Source organism: Lentzea sp. NPDC037011 (assembly GCF_055607425.1).
Genome location: NZ_JBVJRT010000009.1, coordinates 362,299 through 382,141, shown reverse-complemented (window position 1 = coordinate 382,141; position 19,843 = coordinate 362,299). Strand labels below are relative to the sequence as shown.

14 protein-coding genes are annotated in these 19,843 nt (G+C 72.7%); 7 read left to right on the top strand and 7 right to left on the bottom strand.

Translation table 11 applies throughout. The annotated features are described in order from the left end of the window. Nucleotides 1–104: 104 nt before the first annotated feature. Nucleotides 105–2,363: a molybdopterin oxidoreductase family protein gene (locus tag ACZ7CH_RS28270; protein WP_470375366.1), complete on the top strand. Its 2,259-nt coding sequence runs from the start codon at nucleotides 105–107 to the stop codon at nucleotides 2,361–2,363. Nucleotides 2,364–2,366: 3 nt separating this feature from the next. Next, complete coding sequence (locus ACZ7CH_RS28265; protein ID WP_470375355.1) at nucleotides 2,367–2,828, top strand: hypothetical protein; 462 nt, start codon at nucleotides 2,367–2,369, stop codon at nucleotides 2,826–2,828. On the opposite strand, the gene ACZ7CH_RS28260 is transcribed toward ACZ7CH_RS28265, so the two are convergent. The 5 genes from ACZ7CH_RS28260 to fusA all read right to left on the bottom strand — a co-directional run bounded on the left by ACZ7CH_RS28260 (nucleotide 2,825) and on the right by fusA (nucleotide 11,187). After that, the gene (locus tag ACZ7CH_RS28260) at nucleotides 2,825–5,407 is read right to left on the bottom strand and encodes a hypothetical protein (RefSeq protein WP_470375354.1); all 2,583 of its coding nucleotides are present in this window, start codon (nucleotides 5,405–5,407) and stop codon (nucleotides 2,825–2,827) included. The genes ACZ7CH_RS28265 and ACZ7CH_RS28260 overlap by 4 nt on opposite strands. Nucleotides 5,408–5,417: 10 nt before the next feature. Further along, nucleotides 5,418–7,706, bottom strand: coding sequence for a GH92 family glycosyl hydrolase (locus ACZ7CH_RS28255; RefSeq protein WP_470375353.1), 2,289 nt, complete (start codon nucleotides 7,704–7,706; stop codon nucleotides 5,418–5,420). A 32-nt stretch (nucleotides 7,707–7,738) separates the two neighbouring features. Then, a complete protein-coding gene (locus ACZ7CH_RS28250) occupies nucleotides 7,739–8,335 on the bottom strand; it encodes a hypothetical protein (RefSeq protein ID WP_360384541.1) in 597 nt (198 codons plus the stop codon). 64 nt (nucleotides 8,336–8,399) lie between these two features. Beyond that, a complete protein-coding gene (locus tag ACZ7CH_RS28245; protein WP_360384543.1) occupies nucleotides 8,400–9,176 on the bottom strand; it encodes an endonuclease/exonuclease/phosphatase family protein in 777 nt (258 codons plus the stop codon). Between the two features lie 52 nt (nucleotides 9,177–9,228). Next, nucleotides 9,229–11,187: an elongation factor G gene (gene fusA, locus ACZ7CH_RS28240; RefSeq protein ID WP_470368955.1), complete on the bottom strand. Its 1,959-nt coding sequence runs from the start codon at nucleotides 11,185–11,187 to the stop codon at nucleotides 9,229–9,231. A gap of 331 nt (nucleotides 11,188–11,518) precedes the next feature. Between fusA and xylA the strand changes: the two genes are divergently transcribed. The 3 genes from xylA (at nucleotide 11,519) to ACZ7CH_RS28225 (ending at nucleotide 15,386) form a co-directional block, all read left to right on the top strand. After that, nucleotides 11,519–12,658: a xylose isomerase gene (gene xylA / locus ACZ7CH_RS28235; RefSeq protein WP_360384547.1), complete on the top strand. Its 1,140-nt coding sequence runs from the start codon at nucleotides 11,519–11,521 to the stop codon at nucleotides 12,656–12,658. A 1-nt stretch (nucleotide 12,659) separates the two neighbouring features. After that, nucleotides 12,660–14,045 carry a xylulokinase gene (locus ACZ7CH_RS28230; RefSeq protein WP_360384549.1) on the top strand — a complete coding sequence of 462 codons (1,386 nt, stop codon included), beginning with the start codon at nucleotides 12,660–12,662 and terminating at the stop codon, nucleotides 14,043–14,045. Nucleotides 14,046–14,249: 204 nt separating this feature from the next. Then, nucleotides 14,250–15,386, top strand: a complete 1,137-nt coding sequence (locus ACZ7CH_RS28225; RefSeq protein ID WP_360384551.1) for an ROK family protein — start codon at nucleotides 14,250–14,252, stop codon at nucleotides 15,384–15,386. Here ACZ7CH_RS28225 and ACZ7CH_RS28220 read toward each other — a convergent pair. Next, nucleotides 15,343–15,654, bottom strand: a complete 312-nt coding sequence (locus tag ACZ7CH_RS28220) for a DUF6223 family protein (RefSeq protein WP_360384553.1) — start codon at nucleotides 15,652–15,654, stop codon at nucleotides 15,343–15,345. The two genes, ACZ7CH_RS28225 and ACZ7CH_RS28220, sit on opposite strands and share 44 nt — an antisense overlap. Before the next feature lie 153 nt (nucleotides 15,655–15,807). On the opposite strand from ACZ7CH_RS28220, the gene ACZ7CH_RS28215 reads away from it, so the two are divergent. Both ACZ7CH_RS28215 and ACZ7CH_RS28210 read left to right on the top strand, forming a co-directional pair. Then, nucleotides 15,808–16,896, top strand: a complete 1,089-nt coding sequence (locus ACZ7CH_RS28215; protein WP_470375352.1) for a sensor histidine kinase — start codon at nucleotides 15,808–15,810, stop codon at nucleotides 16,894–16,896. After that, on the top strand, nucleotides 16,893–17,549 hold the full coding sequence (locus ACZ7CH_RS28210; protein ID WP_360384557.1) for a response regulator transcription factor: 657 nt from the start codon (nucleotides 16,893–16,895) through the stop codon (nucleotides 17,547–17,549). Before ACZ7CH_RS28215 ends, ACZ7CH_RS28210 begins: the two co-directional genes overlap by 4 nt. Before the next feature lie 154 nt (nucleotides 17,550–17,703). Here ACZ7CH_RS28210 and ligA read toward each other — a convergent pair whose 3' ends face one another. After that, complete coding sequence (ligA, locus tag ACZ7CH_RS28205; RefSeq protein ID WP_470375351.1) at nucleotides 17,704–19,695, bottom strand: NAD-dependent DNA ligase LigA; 1,992 nt, start codon at nucleotides 19,693–19,695, stop codon at nucleotides 17,704–17,706. Nucleotides 19,696–19,843 lie beyond the last annotated feature (148 nt).

Below are 19,843 nucleotides of genomic sequence, written 5' to 3'. Positions count from 1 at the left end.
AACACGCCCGGACGGGTGTTTGCGGCGGGCGCACCCCGGGTAAGGCTCGTCCGATTTGCGCGCGATGTCCGCAGTTTCAGCAGGTCAGCGGGGGGTACCGCTTCCTGGTGAACCGCATCGACGACATCTGGGGACCGCGCACTCCGCACGCTCGCGACGCGCGCTGGCCGGTACGGGTGGACCTCGAGCTCGCGGACGGCGTCACCGAGTCCGATGTGGACCGGTGGGTGCCGTCGGCCTGCGTGCTGTGCAGCAACGGCTGCGGCTGCGACATCGCCGTCAAGGACGGCAGGATGGTGGGCGTCCGCGGTCGCTCCGGCGACATGGTCAACCATGGCCGGCTCGGCCCCAAGGGGCTCTACGGCTCCTGGCAGGCCCATCGCACCGACCGCCTCACCAAGCCGCGCGTCCGCCGCGGTGGCGAGCTGGTCGAGACCGACTGGGACACCGCGATGGGCGAGGTCGTGCGCCGGTCGAAGGCGCTGCTGGCCGAGCACAGGCCGTTGTCGCACGGGTTCTACACGAGCGGGCAGCTGTTCCTGGAGGAGTACTACACGCTCGGCGTGATCGGGAAGGCCGGTCTCGGCACACCGCACATGGACGGCAACACCCGGTTGTGCACGGCGACGGCCGCGGCGGCGCTCAAGGAGACCTTCGGGGCCGACGGGCAGCCCGCGTGCCACGCCGACGTGGACCTGACCGACGCGATGTTCCTCTACGGGCACAACATGGCCGCGACGCAGACCGTGCTGTGGGCGCGGGTGCTGGACCGACTGGAGGGCCCCGACCGGCCGCGGCTCGTCGTCGTGGACCCGCGCCGCACGCCCGTGGCCGAACGCGCGGACGTGCACCTGGCGCCGTTGCCCGGCACCAACCAGGCGCTGATGAACGGCCTGGTGCGCGCGGTGATCGCGAACGACTGGGTCGACCACGACTACGTCGCCGCGCACACCCTCGGGTTCGAGGACCTCAAGGCGGTCGTCGAGCCGTACACGCCCGAGCACGTCGCCGAGGTCTGCCGCATCTCCCCCGTCGACCTGCTCAGGGCGGCGGAGATCTTCGGCACCACCGGGCGCGTGCTGTCGACGGTGTTGCAGGGCTTCTACCAGTCCCACCAGGCCACCGCGGCGTCCTGCCAGGTCAACAACCTGCACCTGCTGCGCGGCCTGATCGGGCGGCCGGGCAGCGGCGTGCTGCAGATGAACGGCCAGCCGACCGCGCAGAACACCCGCGAGTCCGGCGCGAACGGCGACCTGCCCGGTTTCCGCAACTGGGACAACCCCGACCACGTCGACGAGCTCGCGCGGCTGTGGAACGTCGACCCGCTGACCATCCCGCACTGGGCGCCGCCGACGCACGCGATGCAGATCTGGCGGTACGCCGAGCAGGGCACGATCCGGTTCCTGTGGATCTCCGCGACGAACCCGGCGGTGTCGCTGCCGGACCTGGCGAGGATCAGGGACATCCTGCGGCGCGAGGACCTGTTCGTCGTGGTGCAGGACGGTTTTCCGACCGAGACGACCGAGCTGGCCGACGTCGTGCTGCCCGCCGCGCTGTGGGGCGAGAAGCAGGGCACGTTCACCAACGCCACCCGTGTCGTGCACCTGTCCGAGCAGGCCGTGCAGCCGCCCGGCGAGGCCCGCAGCGACCTGGACATCTTCCTGGACTACGCGCGCCGCATGGACCTGCGCGACCGCGACGGCGCCCCGCTGATCAAGTGGAAGGACGCCGAGGGCGCGTTCGACGCGTGGCGTGAGTGCAGCCGTGGCCGGCCGTGCGACTACACCGACCTGTCCTACGAGAAGCTGCGCGGCGGCGGAATCCCCTGGGGCGGCGCGGAACGGCTCTACGCCGACGGCCACTTCCCCACCGCAGCCGACTACTGCGAGGACTTCGGCCACGACCTGCTGACCGGCGCATCGGTCACTCCGACCGAGTACAGGGCGCGGCGCCCCGACGGCCGCGCGTTCCTCAAGGCCGTCGAGCACACCCCGCCGCCGGAGCAGCCGAGCGAGGACTACCCGCTGCTGTGCACGACCGGGCGGTCGGTCTACCACTTCCACACCCGCACCAAGACCGCCCGCGCACCGAAGTTGCAGCAGGCCGCGCCCAACCCGTGGGTGGAGGTCTCCCCCACCGACGCCGAAGAGCTGGGCCTGGCCCACGGCGACCTGGTGCGCGTGGAGTCGCCGCGCGGCGCGATCGAGGTCCCGGTCCGCATCGGGCGGTGTCGGCCGGGGGTGGTGTTCGTGCCGTTCCACTACGGCTTCCAGGCCGCGAACGAGCTCACCCGCACCCAGTGGGACCCGGTCTCGAAGCAACCGACGTTCAAGATCAGTGCCGTGCGGATCAGGAAGGTGTGACCGGTGCACCTCTCGACTTACCTCGGTCTCCTGCACACCTCGCTGGGCACGCTCGCCGCCGCGTTCCGCGAGATCGCCGCCGGGCACGGCGACGAACCCGACGTGCAGCATATGTGCGAGGTGCTGGCCGGCCGGACCGACAGCCAGGCCGGCCACCTCTGGCCGTTCGTGCAGCGCTACGGCGAGCACCGCGAGGACGAACCGGAACGCCTGCACGCGGCCGAGGTCACCGAGACCCGCAGCGGTGGCGTCGGGCTGTTGCGCGACCTGCAGGACCTGTACGCGCTGGCGTCGTTCACGGACATCACGTGGACCGTCGTCGGGCAGGCCGCGCAGGGGCTGCGGGACCGCGCGCTGCTCGACGTCGTGAGCTCCTGCGAGAAGGAGACCAAGCGGCAGCTGTCGTGGCTGACGACGCGGATCAAGCAGGCGGCACCGCAGGCGTTGATCGCGGCGAAGGACTAGAAGCCGCGCAACATCTGGCGCACCAGGTCTCGGCGCACGCGCCGCCACCGCTCCGCCGCCTCGTCGTCACCCAGCCTGGTCTCCAGCACGATCACCGCGTCGGCGGCGGCGAGCGCGCCCGCACCGTCGAGCAGCAGCTCGCGCACGCCGTCGGCGAACGGTCCCGGCCCGGTCACCAGGTCCACGGCGATCCCGTGGCCGTCCTCCGTGAGGTCGATCAGCCACCTGAGGTGCTCCAACGCCTCGTCGAACGCGCCCGCCCGCACCGCACGCGCCGCGAGCTCCCGGCGGGCCTCCCGGTCGCACGGGTCGACCTCCAGCGCCTGCTCCGGCGAGTCGCACGGGGTGAACTCGACCGCGCGGGCCAGCTCGACCAGCCCGGCCGGCTCGGTCTCCACCACCGGGCCGAGCCAGCCGACCGCCCTGCGCACCGGCGGTTCCGGCAGCGACGGCATCCCGGTCAGCGCGAACTGCTGGTGGAGCAGGAAACCCGCACCACCCAGCACGGCGGGCAGGTCCGGCAGCAGGTGCGGCAGGCGTGCCGCCACGACGACGTCCGCGAAGAGGCCCTGCATCGTCCGGCCCTGGCCCAGCTGCAACGCACGGCCCTCGGTCGAGGCGGTGCGGGCGGCGTCGGCGTCCCCGCACACCGCGAACACCGCGGCGGCGGCCCTGAGCACCAGGCCGCGGCACCCGCCGCAGTGGTCGTGGGCCCGCCGCCACACCGCCAGCGCCTCCACGAGCAGCCGCGCCGCGTGCGCCGGCCGACCGGCCACCAGGAGCACCTCGGCGCACCGGACCAGGGCCTCGACCTGGTCACCCGACGGGCGCACCAGGGGACGTGCGGACGGCAGCCCGAAGACGTCGACCTCGTCCACCCGAGCCGCGGCGGCGAGCCTCCTGCGGGCGCCGTGCACCGCCGCGAGCCCGATCTCCAGCGCTGCGGCGGGATCGCCACCGTGCAACGCCACCGCCATCCGCACCATCGCCGTGTCGTGCTGCTCGGCGCCGTCCGGCAGCACGGCCAGCTCGTGCGCGGCCTGCTCGGTCCGGCCGATCATCAGCAGGTGGTGGGCCAGCGCGGGCCGCAGCCGGTCCGGTCCGAACTCGCCCTGCTCGGCGCCGAGCCCGGCCACCAGCGCGGACAGCAGCTCAACGGCCTCGAAGTTCGCCCCGATCTCCAGCCGCAGCGGGAGGTCGAGCTGCTCGTCGTACAGCTCGGCCGCCGCCTGCCACTCCCCGAGCCGCACCAGCGCGCGGCACAACGCCATCGCCTCGGCCCGGTCCGACACGTCGGCCGTCGCGCACCACCCGGCGTACCCGGCGCCCCACGCGTCGATGCCGGTGAACCGGCCGCGCAGCGTGGTGCTGAGGGTGCGGACCAGCGCGGTGGTCTCGTCCGGCGCGAGCCGCGCGGCCGCCGCCGACCCGGTCAGCGGGTGGCAGCCGAGCTCGTCCCCGTCCGCCACCGCGAGCCCGGACGCGACGACCTCCCGCACGGCCCGGCGGAACTCCGCGTCGGTCAACCCGGCCGGGCCGACCGCCCGCAGGGTCGGCAGGTCCGCCGAGCCGCCCAGCACACCCGTGGCGGCGAGCAGCAGGCAGGCGGGGGCCGACAACGCCGAGGCCGCGCGCACGAACAGCCGGTCGCGGAGCTGCCGCGGCCCGGTGCCGTCCGCCGTCAGGTAACCCTCGTCGGCCAGCCACGCCGACAGCGACCGCTTCGGCCGCACCGACCCGCGGACCTGGCGGGCGAGCAGTTGCAACGCGAGCGGGTGGCCGCCGAGCACCGACGCCGCCGTTGCCGCGTCCGCCGGGGTGAGCGGGGTGCCGACCCGGTCGAGCAACGCGCGGCCGTCGGCGGGGGTCAGCGGGCCGACGACGTGGCTCGTGATCCCGGCCCGCAGCGCACCGCCGCTCGCGAAGTAGTCGGCGGGCACGACGCGGGACGTCGCCACGACCCGTCCGGCGGGCAGCTCGGTCAGCTGCTGGAAGAAGCGCAGCGCGTCGTCGGAGGCGAAGCCCAGCTCGGTGTCGTGCCACAGCTCGTCACCGTCGTCCTGCACCGCGCCGAGGGGGCGCTGGTAGCAGCGCAGGCAGCGTTCGACGCCGTCGAGGAAGAGCACGACCTCCTCCGCTGCCACGGCGTCGAGCACGGCGTCGACGCGCGCGGTCTCCGGCAGTCCGAGGAACCGGGCCAGCTCCGGGACCATCGCGGCGAAGCTGCCGACGCCGCGGCCGTCGTAGAACGAGTACCAGAACTGCCGGGCCCCGCTCGCGCGCCGGCGTTTCCAGCTGTCCCAGGCCAGGGCGCTCTTGCCGATGCCGGGCACGCCGACCAGCAGCAGCACCGCCGCGCCCGTCCCGGTGAGGAACTCGTCGACGGCGCGGCGCAGCTCCGCCCGCCCGACCACCGCGCCGGTCTCCAGCAGCAGGTACGGGCGCGCGGCGACGGCGTTGGGCCGCGGGCGTGCCGAGCCGATCGTGACGTCGCCGTGGACCGATCCGCCCACCTGCACCACGACCTCGGCGTCGCCGGTGAACGAGACCCGCGCTTCCGGTTGCTGCACAACTGGCATTGGTACCAGCTCAGCGGGCGCTGACGACCAGGATTCCGCCACGTCGCACGAACGACTCCGGCAGCCGGGGCTGCTCCACCGCCCGGCCGTTCCACCGCACGGTGCCGACGTGCACGCCGTCCGGCCGCGGCGCCAGCACCGTGATGCCGCGGCCGGCGATGCGGGCCTTCGCGAACATCGGGTTGGTCACGTGCAGCTCCGCGCTGCTGGGCGTGCGCGGGTACAGGCCGAGCGCGGCGAAGACGTACCAGGCGGACATGGTGCCGAGGTCGTCGTTGCCGGGCAGGCCGGCCGGGCCGGTGCGGTAGACCAGCGACGCCAGGGCGCGCACGGTCTCCTGCGCCTTGTCGGGGCGGCCGAACTCGCTGTAGAGCCACGGGGTGTGGATGCCGGGCTCGTTGGTCGGGTCGTAGCGCGCCGGGTCGCCGCCGGTGGCCCACGAGCCGTCGGCGCGGTGGAAGAACGCGTCGAGGCGGGCCACCGCGGCGTCGTCACCGCCCATCGCGGCGGCCAGACCGGCGGCGTCGTGCGGGACCATCCACGTGTAGGTGGCGCTGGACCCCTGCGCGAACCCGAGGTCGGAGGACGGGCTGAACGGCGTCACCCACGACCCGTCGGCGCGGCGGGCCTGCTGGTACCCGGTGGCCGGGTTGAAGGTGTTGCGCCACCAGCCCGCGCGGGCGCGCAGCTCGGCGGACGGGCGGCCGAGGCGGTCGGCGAGGTCCGCGAGCGCCTGGTCGGCGACCGCGTCCTCCAGGGTCTCGGCGGCACCGCCCCAGCAGTGGCAGGTGTCCTGCGGGGCGTAGCCGAGGCGCAGGTGCTCGGCGAGGTTGGGGCGCTGGCCCTCGCACTGGCCGGGACAGCCCTTGTCGGACAGGCCGTCCGGGTGCGGGACGGTGGCCTGGCGCAGCAACGAGTCGAACGCGCCGCGGACGTCGAAGTTCTTGGCCCCCATGGCGTGCATGCCGGCGACAGCGGGCGCGGACGGGTCGCCGGTCATCACGTGGGTGGGGCCGTTGACGTGCACCCAGCGGTCCCACACCCCGCCGTTCTGCCGTGCCAGGTTCAGCAGGGACTGGGCGTAGTCACCGGCGACGCGCGGTTCGAGCAGCGCCAGCAGCTGGGTGTGGGCGCGGTACTGGTCCCAGCCGGAGAAGTTGCCGTACTGGACCCGCTGGCCGGGTGCCAGGCGGTGCACGAGGCGGTCGCTGCCGAGGTAGGTGCCGTCGACGTCGCTGGCCACGTTCGGCTGCAGGAAGGCGTGGTAGAGCGCGGTGTAGAAGACCGTGCGCCGGTCAGCGGTGCCGCCGTCGACCTCCACGGCGCGCAGCTGCCCCGCCCACTCGCGCCGGGCGTCCCCGGCCACCGACTCGACGGTGTCCCGCTTCGAGATCTCGGCCTTCAGGTTGCGCTGTGCGGCTTCGAGGCTGGTGTAGGAGATGCCGACGCGCATGCGCACCTTGGTGTCCGCGAAGGACACGTAGCCGCCGGAACCCCTGCCGGCACGGGCGTTGCCGGTCAGGTAGCCCTCGCCGCCGGTCGCGGTGGTGGCACCGGGCTTGAGCGAAGCGTCGACCCACGTGCCGAAACCGCTGAACGCCTGGTCGAAGGAGGCGGTGAAGTACAGGCGGTAGTAGGACCTCTGGTTGTTCGTGCCGCCGTTCGCCCGCCGGCCGCAGAAGGCGCCGGTCAGCACGGAACCGGAGACCGTCCGCGCGGCCGGGTCGATGGTGACCTCGGCGTCCTCGCTGCCGTTCAACGAGTTCGAGACGCGGAACAGCAGCGACGCCGGCTGGTCGGCGGGGAAGCCGAACTCGCCGATGCCCGCGCGGGTCGTCACGGAGAGGTCGGCGCTCGCACCGGACTTGAGCCCCACCCGGTACCGGCCGGGTTCGGCGACCTCGTCGGCGTGGGAGAAGTCGCTCGCGAAGACCTGGTCCCCGATGTCCGCGGTCGGTGACGTGGTGATGGCGCCGACGTGCGGCATGATCGGCACGTCCCCCGCCGCGCCGGGGTGGCAGCCGGCGCCGTTGACGTGTGTCAGGCTGAACCCGCGCACCCGCGTGGCGTCGTAGGCGTACCCGTTGGCGGCACCGGTGTTCGTCTGGTCGCCACGGGTCGACGTCGGGCTCCAGGAGATCATCCCGAACGGCCGCACCGCGCCCGGATAGGTGTTGCCACCACCCGCCGAGCCGATCAGCGGGTCGACGGAGGACGTGTCGTCCCGCACCGCCGCGCTCGCGGGAGCCGCCAGCGCGGCGGTGAGGACAGCGACCAGGGTGATCGAGAGCGCTCTCACGCGCCGGAACGTACCCGGTCGCGACAACGCTGTCAGTAAACGCAGGGTGGCCGGTACCCGTCCACCTTCAGCCCCTTGAACGTCAGGTCGTTGGGCGTCTTGCCGACGAAGACCAGGCCGCGGGCGTCGTCGAGCGCGTCCGCCAAGGGGTAGTTCGGCGCACCGAGCTCCGCCAAGGTCGTCCACTTGTCCGGCGCGAAGCTGAAGAACCGCGAGACGACCTTGCCGCGGGTCGACGGGATCTTGGTGACCCACTTGGCCCCGCCGCTCCAGTCGGACGCGGGCCGCAGCTGGACGTACAGGTCGTCGGTGGCGCTGTAGGTCATCAGGAACCCGCGCGAGCGCGACAGGTCCGCCTCTGCCTCGAACCGGTTCCCGAGCCAGAGCACCATGACGTGCCACTCGGGGTTGAGGAACTTGATCTTCGCCGCGTACCGGTGCCGCCCGTCGGGGACGAGGGTGCTGCCGGTCGCGGGCTCGGTGGTGCCCTCACCGCTGGCCAGCCACTGCTGGTAGCGGTCGATGGACGGGGTGGCGCACTCGTGGCGGGCCGGAGCGGCCGCCGCCGCCGCTCCGGAGCCGAGCGAGACCGCCACCAGCACGGACGCGATCACTGTTTTCAGGCGCATGCAGCCAACCTAATGGTTCAGACCACTGCGCGGTCGAGCTGAGACGGGTTCCGGTACCGATGGATCAGTGGAGCCGGAGCAGCGCCTGGATCGGGAGGTGGTCGGACGGGTACTGGGTGCCCTCGGCGTAGGTGTTGATCGCGGCGGCCTCGGTGGTGGCGCCGCGGGTCATGATCCAGTCGATCCGCGGGCCGTCCGGCACCAGCGGCGCGTAGCCGTGGAACGTGCCGTACGCGGGCGTGAGGCGGGAGCCGTTCCAGGTGTCCTCCAGGCCGAGGACGCGGTAGGCCTTCGACCCCGGCACGTCGTTGAAGTCGCCGGTGAGCACGACCGGCAGCGTCTGGGCGTTGAGGCGGTCGCGGATGGCCTCGGCGCTGCGCAGCCGCGCGAGCTCCGACTCGTGGTCGAAGTGGGTGTTCACGAAGACGAACTGGGCACCGGTGTGCTTGTCGGCGAAGCGGACCCACGTGACGATCCGGACCACGTTGTTGCCCCACGTCCGCGAGCCGATCACGTTCGGGGTGTCGGAGAGCCAGTGGTGGTCGAACGCGAGCGGGTCGAGCCGCGCGGTGTCGAAGAAGACGGCGACGAACTCGTCGTGGCTGCCGCCCGCACGGCCGACGCCGATCCAGTCGTAGCGGTCCGGCAGGTCGGTCGCGACGTCCTTGACCTGTCCGTACAGGCCTTCTTGAGTGCCCAGGACGGTGGGTTGCTCCGCGTTGAGCAGCCGGGCCACCACCGGTCGTCTCGTGGCCCAGGAGTTCGGCTCCACGTTCGAGGCGAAGCGCAGGTTGAACGACATCACGTGCAGTCGGTCGTGGGGAGCCGGTCCGATCACCATTCGATCGAGCATAGGCCCGCCCGCGCCGGTGCGCGGGCGGGCCCGTTCCGTGCTATGCGGGCGCATAACCGGTGGGGCGGCTGGTGAACGTGCCGCGGCCCTGCGTCCGGCTGCGCAACCTCGTCACGTAGCCGAACATCTCCGCCAGCGGCACGCTCGCCGTCACCACCGCCACGTCCGCCCTGGTGGTGGAGCCGAGGATGCGGCCACGCCGGGCCGCCAGGTCGCCGAACACGCCGCCGGCGAACTCCTCCGGCACGGTGACCGTGACCTCGGTCACCGGTTCGAGCCTGGTCATGACGCCCTGGCGCAGCGCGTCGCGGAGCCCGAGGCGGCCCGCCGTCCGGAAGGCCATCTCACTGGAGTCCTTGACGTGCGTGGAGCCGTCGGTGAGCGTCACCCGCACACCGGCCACCGGGAACCCGAGCGGGCCCTCGGCGAGCGCGTCGCGGCAGCCCTGTTCGACCGCCCTGACGAACTCCTGCGGCACCCGCCCGCCGGTGACCGCCGAGCGGAACTCGAAGGCGTCGGCCGGTTCGGTGTCGATCACCACGTGGGCGAACTGCCCCGCACCTCCGTCCTGCTTCACGTGCCGGTAGACGAATCCGGACACACCCCGTTCGACCGTCTCGCGGTAGGCGACCCTCGGCCGTCCCGTCACGACCTCGACGCGGTGGGTCTGGCGCACCTTCTCCACCGCCACCTCCAGGTGCAGCTCACCGAGGCCGGCGAGCAGCAGCTGATCGGTCTCCCGGTCGGTCGTGACCTTCAGCGACGGGTCCTCCTCTGTGAGGTGGGCCAGCGCCTGGACCAGCCGTTCGGTGTCGGCGGCGGACCTGGCCTCCACCGCCACCGAGACGACCGGGTCCTGCGTGACCGGTTCTTCGAGCAGCAGCGGGGCGTCGGGCGCGCACAGGGTCGCCCCGGTGCGCGTGTTCTTCAACCCCACCACGGCCACGATGTCACCGGCCGTCGCGGTGTCGATCGGCGTGTGCCGGTCGGCCTGGACCCGCAGGATCCGCGCGACGCGTTCCGTTCGGCCGTTCACGAGCACCGTGTCTCCCTTGTGGAGGGTGCCCGAGTAGACGCGCACGGAGGTCACCCGGCCCGTCGCGGTCGAGTTCACCTTGAACGCCAGCGCGGCGAACGGTTCCTCCGGATCCGCCCGTCGTCGTTGCCCGTCCACGCTCTCGATCGGCCGTACGTCCACAGGGGACGGCAGGTACGCCACGACCGCGTCCAGCAACGGTTCGACGCCGCGGTTGCGGTACGCGCTGCCGCACAGAACGACTGTCGCCTTGTTCGCGTGCGTGAGGTCGCGCAAGGCGTTCCTGAGCGTGTCGTCGGTGAGCTCGTCCTTCGCGCAGAACTCCTCCAGCGCACCGGGGTGCAGCTCGGCGACCGCTTCCTCCAGCCTTCTCCTGCGGGCGTGTGCTTCTTGCGGCACAGCGGTTTCCGCGCATTCGTCGGTCCAGACGTACGCGCGCATCGCGACCAGGTCGACGACCCCGCGGAAGCCGTCCTCCCGGCCGATGGGCAGCTGGACGACCAGCGGCGTGGTGCGCAGCCGGGTCCTGATCGACTCGACGGCCCGGTCGAGGTCGGCGCCGGCCCGGTCGAGCTTGTTGACGAACGCGATCCGCGGCACGCCGTACCGGTCGGCCTGCCGCCACACCGACTCGCTCTGCGGCTCGACCCCGGCCACCCCGTCGAACGCCACGACCGCGCCGTCGAGCACGCGCAGCGCCCGTTCGACCTCGTCGGCGAAGTCGACGTGGCCCGGCGTGTCGATGAGGTTGATGCGGTGGTCGTCCCACGTGCAGCTCACGGCGGCGGCGAAGATCGTGATGCCGCGGTCGCGCTCCTGCGGGTCGAAGTCGGTGACGGTCGTGCCGTCGTGGACCTCGCCGCGCCGGTGGGTGGTGCCGGTGACGAAGAGGACGCGTTCAGTGAGGGTGGTCTTGCCGGCGTCGACGTGGGCGAGGATGCCGATGTTGCGGATGGCGCGCATGGCGCGGTGCCTTTCGGGTGGTCTCTGGTGGTGCGGTCGGCGCGATGCGGCCGACGAGACCCGGACGGCACGACAGGTCACGTGCCGGGAGAAGAGGGGTCTTCGCGGACTACCGGTGCCCGGCGCGCAGCGGGCAGCCGGGGTGCGAGGACACGAGGATCACGTCGAAGCGGGGAGCGGTGCGGACGCGCACGGCCGTACTCCCCTCGCTCGGTGATGGTGATCAGAAGTCTACGAGGCGCGTTGCGGACGTGGAACCGGATTATTGCGATCACGGGCTCGGCGTCGTACGGTCTGCACTAAGTTCAAGCTTTGAACGAAAGGGTGGATCATGAGCGCGCCCACTCCGGCGGACAAGTTCTCCTTCGGCCTGTGGACCATCGGCTGGCCGGGTCGTGACCCGTTCGGCGAGGCCACGCGACCCGCACTGGACGTGGTCGAGGCCGTGCACAAGCTGGCCGAGCTCGGCGCGTGGGGCATGTCGTTCCACGACGACGACCTCTTCGACTCCTCCAACCGCGACCAGCAGGTCGGGCGGTTGAAGGGGGCGCTGGAGGAGACCGGGCTGACCATCCCGATGGTCACCACGAACCTGTTCACCCACCCGGTGTTCAAGGACGGCGGTTTCACCAGCAACGACCGGGGCGTGCGCCGGTACGCGCTGCACAAGGTGCTGCGCAACGTCGAGCTCGCGGCCGAGCTCGGTGCGAAGACGTACGTGCTGTGGGGCGGCCGCGAGGGCTCCGAGTACGACACCGCGAAGGACGTGCGGGCGGCACTGGACCGCTACCGCGAGGGCCTGAACCTGCTCACGCAGTTCGTCACCGACCGCGGTTACGACATCAAGTTCGCCATCGAGCCCAAGCCGAACGAGCCGCGGGGCGACATCCTGCTGCCCACGATCGGTCACGCGCTGGCGTTCATCACCTCGCTGGACAAGCCGGAGCTGGTCGGCCTCAACCCCGAGGTCGGGCACGAGCAGATGGCGGGCCTCAACTTCGTGCACGGCATCGCGCAGGCGTTGTGGCACGGCAAGCTGTTCCACATCGACCTCAACGGTCAGCGCAGCATCAAGTACGACCAGGACCTGGTGTTCGGCCACGGCGACCTGATGAACGCGTTCGCGCTGGTCGACCTGCTGGAGACGGCGGGCTACGAGGGGCCGCGGCACTTCGACTACAAGCCGTCGCGCACCGAGGACTTCACCGGCGTGTGGGAGTCGGTCAAGGCGAACATGCGGACGTACCTGCTGCTCAAGGAGCGTGCGGCGGCGTTCAGGGCCGACCCCGAGGTGCAGGAGGCGCTGGCCACCGCCGGTGTGCCGGAGCTGAGCCAGCCGACGCTGAACGACGGCGAGGGCTACGACGAGCTGCTGGCCGAGTCGTTCGACCCGGACAAGGCCGCCGAGCGCGGGTTCGGGTTCGTTCGCCTCAACCAGCTGGCCCTCGAGCACCTCATGGGAGCGCGCTGACATGACGCTCGTGGCGGGGGTCGACTCGTCTACGCAGTCGTGCAAGGTCGTCATCAGGGACGCGGACACCGGCGAGCTCGTGCGCGAGGGCCGGGCCGCGCACCCCGACGGCACGTCGGTGCACCCGTCGCACTGGTGGCGGGCGTACGAGGAGGCCGCCGCCCAGGCGGGCGGGCTCGACGACGTGGCCGCGCTCAGCGTCGCGGGGCAGCAGCACGGCATGGTGTGCCTCGACGACGACGGCGAGGTCGTGCGGGACGCCCTGCTGTGGAACGACACCAGGTCCGCGGCAGCCGCCGCGGACCTGACCGCCGAGCTCGGCGCGGACGTGTGGGCGGCGCGGATCGGCCTGGTGCCGGTCGCGTCGTTCACGATCACCAAGCTGCGCTGGCTGCAGCAGCACGAACCGGAGAACGCCAAGCGCACCGCCGCCGTCTGCCTGCCGCACGACTGGCTGACGTGGCGGCTGCGCGGCACCGGCGACCTCGCCGACCTGGTGACGGACCGCTCGGACGCCTCCGGCACCGGCTACTTCGACTCGGTGGCCGACGAGTACGTCCCGAGCCTGCTCGAACGCGGCCTCGGCCGCGCCGACGTGCAGCTCCCCCGCGTGCTCGGCCCTGCCGAGTCGGTCACCGCGGGCCACCTGCGCCTCGGTCCCGGCGCCGGCGACAACGCGGCGGCGATGCTGGGCGTCTCGTCGGGCAACGACGTCGTGGTGTCCCTGGGCACCTCCGGCGTGGTGACCGCGACGAGCGAGGTCCGCGCGACGGACCCGTCCGGCATCGTGGCGGGCTTCGCCGACGCCACCGGCCGCTACCTGCCACTCGCGTGCACCCTGAACGCCGCCCGCGTGCTGGACGCGACCGCCCGCATGCTGGGCGTGGACCTCGACCGGCTGAGCACGCTCGCCCTGTCGGCCCCGGCCGGCGCGGAGGGCGTGGTGCTGGTGCCGTACCTGGAGGGCGAACGCACCCCGAACCTCCCGGACGCGACCGGCGCCCTGCACGGCCTGACCCTGTCGAACGCCACCCCGGCGAACATCGCCAGGGCCGCCGTCGAGGGCATGCTGTGCGGCCTGGCCGTCGGCCTCGACGCACTCGCCGCCCAGGGCGCCGACGTGACCGGCGTGCAACTGGTCGGCGGCGCGGCTGCCTCACCCGCGGTCCGCCGGATCGCGCCGACCGTGTTCGGCGTGCCGGTGACCGTGCCGTCGCCCGGCGAGTACGTGGCCGACGGTGCGGCCCGGCAAGCCGCGTGGGTGCTCGCCGGTGGTGCGCAGCCGCCCGTGTGGTCGCGCGGGGCGGCGGAGGTGTTCGAGGCCGCCGCTGTTGCGGAGGTCCGGGCCCGGTATGGCGAGGCGGCGCAGAAGTACCTGAGCCGGTGATGGTGTGACCGGGGGCTTGGGAGTGGGCTTGGGCGGCGTGCGCGCGGTGGGAGTCGTGCGCACGCCGGCCGGGTCGTGTGTGGGGTGCGGTGTGGGCGCATGTGCCACCACCACGCGACCCGCCGCTCCCCCGCCCACCCGCGTCGGCCCACCAACCGGCATCCACGCGCACCCCTCCGCCCCCGCGCGGCGATACTGATGGCGATGACCACCGTCGACCACCTGCGGCAGGTACGCCTCGGCAACCTGCGCACAGTCCTGCTCGCCCTGGTCGACAAACCCGGCTCGCGCGCCGAACTGGCCGCCCGCACCGGTCTCACCAAGGCGACCCTGTCGAACCTGACCGAACCGTTGCTGGCCAACGGTGTCCTGGTCGAGGAGCCCGCGACCCTGACCGGGGTCGGACGGCCGTCGAAGCCGCTCCGGTTCCACCCGGAGGGGCCGGTCTCGATCGGCGTGGAGGTCAACGTCGAGCACCTCGCCGTCGAGGTGCTGGGGCTCGACGGCGAGACCGTGCACCGGCACCGGGTGCCCGCCGACAACCGGCACGCCACCGCCGAGCAGGTGCTCGCCCGCGTCGCCGACCTCGTCGAGAGCGCGAAGACCACGAGAACCGTCCTCGGTGTCGGGCTCGCGGTGCCCGGCGTGGTCCACAACGGAACGGTCGTCCGTGCGCCGAACCTGCCGCACCTCGTCGGCCACGACCTCACCGCGCACCTGACCGCGCGGCTCGGGCTGGACGTCGAGCTCGACAACGAGGCCAACCTCGCCGCCCTCGCCCACCTGTGGCCGAAGCACCTGGCGGGCGAGGACTTCGTGCACGTCTCGGCGGACGTCGGCATCGGCGCCGGGGTGGTGCTCGGCGGCGAGGTGTACCGCGGGGTGAGCGGGTTCGCCGGCGAGCTCGGGCACGTGGTCATCGAGCGCGATGGTGTGCAGTGCACGTGTGGCAGCCGTGGGTGCGTGGAACGGTATGCGGGGCTTGACGTCATGCTGCGGGATGCGGGACGCAAGCACCTCGACGAGCTCACGGAAGCCCTGAAGACCGATGAACGCGCACGGCACGCCGTCAGCGAGGCCGGACGGGCGCTCGGAGTGGGGCTGGCGACGTTGATGAACCTCTTCGACGTGCCGACCGTCGTGCTCGGCGGCAGCTATGCCGTCCTGCACGACCACTTGAGCGCCGCGATCCGGTCCGAAATGGACAACCGGGTGCTGGCGGGCGGTGAGCGGCACACGCGGCTGGTCGCGTCGCCGCTCGGCGAGTTCGCGGTCGTGCGGGGTGCGGCGGGGCTCATCACCCGGCGGACGGTCCAGCAGCCCGAGCGCCTCTACGCCTGAGCACGGCGGTGACCACCGCGGCCAGGCCCACGACCAGTGACACGTAGCCGCCGACGATGCCGTGGCCGGTACCGGGACCGCCCTTCGCGAACGCCACCACCAGCACCCCGGCCACCGCGCCGGCGGCACCCGCGGCGAGAGCGACCACCGCGAACCGGCGCCCGGCGAACGCGAGCACCAGCCCGGCCAGGCCGAGTGCGGCACCGACGAGCGACCACGTGCGGCCCGCCGTCATCCCGTACGTGTCGGCGATCTGTGCGAGAACCACGACTTTCCCCTTTCAACGGATGGCCCCAGCGTGGCCGCGCAGACCGTCCGCGTCGTCGTGCGCGCACAGACACCCGTCTACTGCGTCCGCGGTAGCCGGAAGGTCCTCCCCGTGCAGGATCTACCAGCGTGAACATCCGGTTAGGGTGCACGCATGAGCAGGCGGTGGACGGACTGGGCGATCGCGGCCGGGGTGGCGGCGAGCCTCGTGGTCGCCGGTGCCTCCCGGCCGGTCACGACGCTCGAACCGCTCGGTTTCGCACTGCTGGCGGCGAGCGGACTGGCGTTGGTCGCGCGGCGCAGCCACCCGCGTGCCGTCCTCGCCGCCACCGGGCTCACCGCGCTCGGCTACCAGGCCGCCGGGTTCGACGTGCCGGTGATCGCGTTCCTGTTCGCCGTCTACGCCGCGATGCGCGCCGGTCACCACGTCGTCACGGTCGCCGGGTCGGTGCTGATGCTGGCCGCGCTGCCGCTCGCCGTCGTGCTGTCGCCGCGCGGGCTGACCACCGCCGAGGCGTTCACGCAGAGCCGGGACGTGCTCCAGATCGCCTGGCTCGTCGCGGCCGCGGCGGCGGGAGAAGCGTTGCGGCAGGCGGAGAGGAGGGCGGACGAGGCCGAGCGCACCCGTGAGGAGACCGCGCTGCGCCGGGCGAACGAGGAACGCCTCCACATCGCCCGCGAGCTGCACGACTCGCTCACCCACCAGATCTCGGTGATCAAGCTGCAGGCCGAGGTCGCCGTCCACCTCGCGCGGAAGCGGCGGGAGGACGTTCCGGACGCGCTCATCGCCGTCCGCGACGCCAGCCGCGAGGCGACCAGGGAGCTCCGCGCAACGCTGGAGGCCCTGCGCGACGACACCGAGTACCACGGCCTGGGCGACGTGCCCGACCTCGTCGACCGCGCGCGGACCACCGGCCTCGACGCCCGGCTCACGATCGAGGGCGACCGCGCGGACCTCCCCGCGGCCGTCGACCGGACCGCGTACCGGATCGTGCAGGAGTCGCTCACCAACATCGCGCGGCACGCGCGGGCCGCGTCCGCCAGCGTCCACATCGACCACCGCGAGGACGCGCTCGTCATCCGGGTCGACGACGACGGCACCGCCACCCCGAACGGCACTCCCGGTGTCGGCCTGCGGGGGATGCGCGAACGGGTCACCGCGCTCGGCGGGCGCCTGGACGCCGCGCCGCGCACCGGGGGCGGCTTCCGCGTCCACGCCGAGCTGCCGGTGGCACAGCCGTGATCCGGGTGCTGCTGGCCGACGACCAGCCGTTGATCCGCAGCGGGTTCCGCGCGCTGCTGCAGGCCGAGGACGACATCGCGGTCGTGGCGGAGGCGGCGAACGGCGCCGAGTGCGTCGAGCAGGCCCGTGCCCACCTGCCGGACATCGCGCTCGTCGACGTCCAGATGCCCGAGGTCGACGGCATCGAGGCCACCCGCCGGATCGCCGCCGACCCGGCGCTGGCGGGCGTGCACGTCGTCATCCTCACCAACTACGGCCTGGACGAGTACGTGTTCGAGGCGCTGCGGGCGGGCGCGGCCGGGTTCCTCGTCAAGGACGTGCACCCGGAGGACTTCCTGCACTCGGTGCGGGTGGCGGCCCGCGGCGACGCCCTGCTCGCGCCGTCGATCACCCGCAGGCTCATCGACCGGTACGTGAGCCAGCCGCAGCTCAACCGGCACGGCCTGAGCGAGCTGACCAACCGCGAACAGGAGGCCGTCGTGCTCGTGGCCCAGGGCCTGTCGAACGACGAGGTCGCCGCCCGCATGGTGATCAGCCCGCTCACCGCCAAGACCCACGTCAACCGCGCCATGACCAAGCTGCACGCCCGCGACCGCGCCCAGCTCGTGGTCCTCGCCTACGAGTCGGGCCTCGTCACGCCGCAGCGCCCGTGACGCGGACCCTGCTCGCCGACTTCAGCCCGTTGCCACAACGGGTGCCGCTCGCCGTTGCAGGGCAAGCGGTTGCGCGTGGAGACGCGGCAGGGCAGATGACGACGCTGTGGGTGAGGGCGGCCGCCGCGGAGGCGGCACCGGAGGCGGGCGCCGGTCAGGCGATGCCCGCCGCGATCAGCTTCGACCAGATCTCGCCCTGGTCCACCACCTCGACGCCGAGCTTCTCCGCCTTGGTCAGCTTGCTCGCGCCGACGTCCGCGCCCGTGATGAGCATGTCCGTGGTCGCCGAGACCGAGGAGGCGGCGGTGGCGCCGGCTTTCTCGCACATGCGCTGGAAGGTGGGGCGGGCGACCTTCTCGCCGGAGCGGGGGTCGCTGATGGAGCCGGTGATGACGACGGACTTGCCTTCGAGCGGGGCGCCGGCGGCGACCACGGGTGGGAGGTCCTCGTCGCGGACGTCGAGGTTCACGCCGCGGGCGCGCAGGCGTTCGATCTCGGGGCGCAGGCGGGTGAGGTGGTGGTTGAGGGACTCGGCGACCTTCGCGCCGATGTCGTCGACGGCGACCAGGGCCTCGACGCCCGCGTCGGCCACCTCTTCGAGGGAGCCGAAGCCGGCACGGCACAGGCGGGCGGCGGTGCCCTCGGAGGCCATCGGGATGGCGAGGCCGATGAGGGCGCGGCGCAGGCCGACGGCGCGACTGCGGTCGATCGACTCGATCATGCGGGTCGCGGAGACCTCGCCGACGCGGTCGAACTCCAGCAGGCGTTCCTTGGTGAGGGTGTAGAAGTCGGACGGGTTCACCAGGTCGCCGGTCTCGGCGAGGCGTTCGATCCACACCTGGCCGATGGCGTCGATGTCCGCCGCCGCGCGGGAGGACCAGTGGATGAGGCGGCGCACGGTCTGCGCGGGGCAGGCGGCGTTGGTGCAGAACAGTTCCCGGCTGTTGCCCTGCTCGGTCAGCGGCTGCGCGCACGAGGGGCACTCGGTCGGGGGCACGATCTCGCGCTCCTCGCCGGTGCGCTTCGAGGCGTCGAGCACGCCCGCCACGAACGGGATCACGTCGCCGGCGCGGCGGATCAGGACCGTGTCACCGATCTTGATGTTGCGGGCGCGGATGACCTCCTGGTTGGCCAGGGTCGCGCGGGTCACGGTCGTGCCGCCCACGAACACCGGCTCCAGCCACGCGACGGGGGCGATCTTGCCGGTCTTGCCGACGTCCCACACCACGTCGGCGAGCACCGTCGTCTTCTCCTCGGCGGCGAACTTGTAGGCGATCGCGCCGCGCGGTGAGCTGGACCGGGTGCCGGCGGCGGCGAACGCGTCGCGGTCGGCCAGGCGCAGCACGGCGCCGTCGAGGTCGTAGTCGAGGGAGTTGCGCTGCTCCTCGATCGAAGCGATGACCTCCTGCGCCTCCGCCGCGGTGCCGCAGTGCCGCATCTCGGCAACGCTGAAGCCGAGCTTGCGCAGACCGGCGTCCAGGTCGGAGTCCGCGCTCTCCGGCTCGGTCGTCAGGTCGAACGCGAAGAACTGCATGCGCCGGCCCTCGACCGCCTTGGGGTCCTTGGCGCGCAACGTGCCCGCCGCCGCGTTGCGCGGGTTGATCAGCGGCTTGTCCGGGTTCTTCCTGTTGTAAGCGTCGAAGGTGGACCGCAGCATCACGCACTCGCCGCGCACCTCGACCCGCCCCGGCGCGTCCACCCGGTCGGGCACGCCGTCGGTCAGCGCGCGCGTCAGGTACGTGACGTCGTCGCCCGTCGTGCCGTCGCCCCGCGTGACCGCGCGCGCCAGCCTGCCGTTCTCGTACACCAGCGCCAGCGACAGCCCGTCGAGCTTCGGCATCACCACCACCTGCTGGCCGGGGAACCGCCCGAAGAACGCCTCGACCTGCTCGGGCCGGTTCGCCTTCTCCAGCGACAGCATCGGCCGCGAGTGCCGCACCGGGGCGTGCAGCACGGTGGGCGCCCCCACCGAGTCGAGCGGGTTGTCCTCCGGCGTCAGCTCGGGGTGCTCGGTGAGCAGCGCCCGGAACTCGTCCTCCAGTGCGTCGTACTCGGCGTCGGCCACCAGCGGCGCGCCCTGGTAGTACGCGTCGCGCAGCTCGAAGAGGCGGGCGGCGAGCTCCTGAATCCGGTCCCCAGCGTTCATGGGCCAGACGTTACTCGGGGGGACCGACAACATCGGCTCGTTCCTGGTGGAGGCCCGCTTGAGTCCTCGTCGAGCCCGCTCCCGCGGCCACCCGATCCACATGCGACTCCGGATACTGGTTCGCGTGCCGGCGCCACGTGCTCAGCGG

Bases quoted from the DNA above. Each gene is read 5' to 3' on its own strand.
- ACZ7CH_RS28260 (WP_470375354.1), bottom strand. From the start codon at position 5,407: ATGCCAGTTGTGCAGCAACCGGAAGCGCGGGTCTCGTTCACCGGCGAC.
- ACZ7CH_RS28250 (WP_360384541.1), bottom strand. From the start codon at position 8,335: ATGCGCCTGAAAACAGTGATCGCGTCCGTGCTGGTGGCGGTCTCGCTC.
- ACZ7CH_RS28245 (WP_360384543.1), bottom strand. From the start codon at position 9,176: ATGGTGATCGGACCGGCTCCCCACGACCGACTGCACGTGATGTCGTTC.
- fusA (WP_470368955.1), bottom strand. From the start codon at position 11,187: ATGCGCGCCATCCGCAACATCGGCATCCTCGCCCACGTCGACGCCGGC.
- xylA (WP_360384547.1), top strand. From the start codon at position 11,519: ATGAGCGCGCCCACTCCGGCGGACAAGTTCTCCTTCGGCCTGTGGACC.
- ACZ7CH_RS28230 (WP_360384549.1), top strand. From the start codon at position 12,660: ATGACGCTCGTGGCGGGGGTCGACTCGTCTACGCAGTCGTGCAAGGTC.
- ACZ7CH_RS28225 (WP_360384551.1), top strand. From the start codon at position 14,250: ATGACCACCGTCGACCACCTGCGGCAGGTACGCCTCGGCAACCTGCGC.
- ACZ7CH_RS28215 (WP_470375352.1), top strand. From the start codon at position 15,808: ATGAGCAGGCGGTGGACGGACTGGGCGATCGCGGCCGGGGTGGCGGCG.
- ligA (WP_470375351.1), bottom strand. From the start codon at position 19,695: ATGAACGCTGGGGACCGGATTCAGGAGCTCGCCGCCCGCCTCTTCGAG.